At 61.5% G+C, this 1,898-nt stretch carries 2 protein-coding genes and 1 pseudogene; all 3 read left to right on the forward strand.

What is annotated here, in order from left to right:
* Positions 1–728: hypothetical protein (locus BKN05_RS12560; protein WP_286688794.1), on the forward strand; the 728-nt coding region annotated here is incomplete at its 5' end.
* 106 nt (positions 729–834) lie between these two features.
* Complete coding sequence (locus BKN05_RS12565; RefSeq protein WP_018121069.1) at positions 835–1,173, forward strand: YbaB/EbfC family nucleoid-associated protein; 339 nt, start codon at positions 835–837, stop codon at positions 1,171–1,173.
* Positions 1,174–1,805: pseudogene (recR, locus tag BKN05_RS12570) on the forward strand (recombination mediator RecR).
* The last annotated feature ends 93 nt before the right edge of the window (positions 1,806–1,898 follow it).

Consider the following 1,898-nt stretch of genomic DNA (forward strand, 5'->3'; position numbering starts at 1 on the left):
CACCTGAACTTACGGCGCAACCGCGCACGACGCCGCAACCGCAGAAACCTGCGCAGCAGAATGACCAGTCGCGCCAGAATTCGCAGCCACAGCAGAATAACCAGCCGCCGCAGCAGGATCAATCGCAGGCAGAAACGCGCCCGCGGCAGGAAGCTCAACGCACAAGCAGTGACAGTGTCTGGCCAGAAACCAGCCGCGATGTTAACGCCGGGGCGGAATCAACGGACACTGCGGTGCGCGAGAGCAATGAGGGTTCTGGGCAATCCCACCGGCAGCAACCGGAGCCACATGAGAAACCATCCGCCAGCGCAAAGAACCAGGACTGGCGCGAGGTAGCTAACCAAGCAAAAAACCGGGCTCGTGAGCGCGCAGCACAAACCAGCGGCGATACCTTTGGCGACGGTGTCCCGCTGCCACCTGAACCGGCTGCAGAAGAGTCTGCACCGGACGAGCCGCCGCAAGCGCAGCCAGCACAATCGTCGGCAAGCTACATACAGAACGCACAGAACACACAGAATACGCAGAACGCACACGGCGCGCCGGGCAGCGCCGAAACCAGTAATGCCGAAAGAAACAACGCCGAAAACGGCAATGCACAAAACAGCAATGCGCAAACCGGCGGGGACGACACAGGCGCCAGCACAAGCACCAATACGGACACCAACGCCAACACTGCTGGAAACCGAGCTGGGCGCTCGCCCGCTGTAGTCTGTCCCAGTCCGTTGTAAACTGGGGCCGACGTGCGCGGCCACCCGCGCAGACGCCTAGCTATCGGGCTAATCCCCATAGCTATGCGTAAGAATGCACCACTACACCAAACAAGGAGTAGCAATAATGACGCAGCCACAAGACATGCAACAGCTCATTGCCCAGGCCGCCGAAATGCAGGCCAACCTGCAGAAGGCGCAGGAGGAGATCCTGGCCACCTCCGTTACCGGTAAAGCAGCCAACGGCCTGGTTGAGGTCACCATGACCGGCGGAGCGGAAGTTACCGACATCAAGATTGATCCGCAGGTTGTCGATGCCGACGACGTCGACACGCTGCAGGACCTGATCCTCGGTGCATTCCAGGACGGCCACCGCCAGGCTGGCGAGCTGGCCAAGGAAAAGATGGGCCCATTGTCGCAGGGCATGGGCGATGGCGACATCAACAACCTCATGGGTGGAATGTAAGTGTTCGAAGGTCCTTTACAAGACCTCATCGACGAATTCTCGCGCCTGCCTGGGATTGGGCCGAAAAGTGCCCAGCGGATCGCCTTCCATGTTCTGCACACAGAACCGGAAGACATTGACCGCCTCCAGCAGGCGCTTGCTGGTGTCCGCGACGGGGTTACGTTTTGCCGCATCTGCTGCAATATCTCCCGCGACAGCGTGTGCCGCATCTGCCATGATTCCGGGCGTGATCGCTCGATGATCTGCGTAGTCGAAGAACCCAAAGACATCCAGTCCATCGAACGCACCGGCGAATACACCGGCCGCTATCACGTGCTCGGTGGTGCGCTGGACCCGCTATCAGCCAGTTGTTGCAGCGCATCGGCGGTGTCTTGCAGGATCGCGAGCTGGCGGATTCCACCCCGGAACACCCGCTTTACGACGACGCCCCGGAGATTACCGAGGTGATTCTCGCGATGGATCCGAATACCGAGGGCGAGGCGACCGCGTCCTACCTGGTGCGCCTGCTGCGGGATTTCCCGGATTTGAAAATTTCGCGGCTGGCCTCCGGAATGCCGCTGGGCGGCGATTTGGAATTCGTCGACGAGCTCACGCTATCCCGCGCGCTGTCCGGCCGCCTGCCCGTGCGCTAGCGCTGCCGCCATCCGTGTAGCGGCCGCCGCGGGCCCGCTGAGTGCCCGCCGAGGCCAACGATACTTTCGCGACTTAGGGCCGCGGTTTCCCCG

This window comes from Corynebacterium sp. S5S1, from assembly GCF_001913985.1.
In the GTDB taxonomy this organism is placed as follows: Bacteria; Actinomycetota; Actinomycetes; order Mycobacteriales; family Mycobacteriaceae; genus Corynebacterium; species Corynebacterium marquesiae.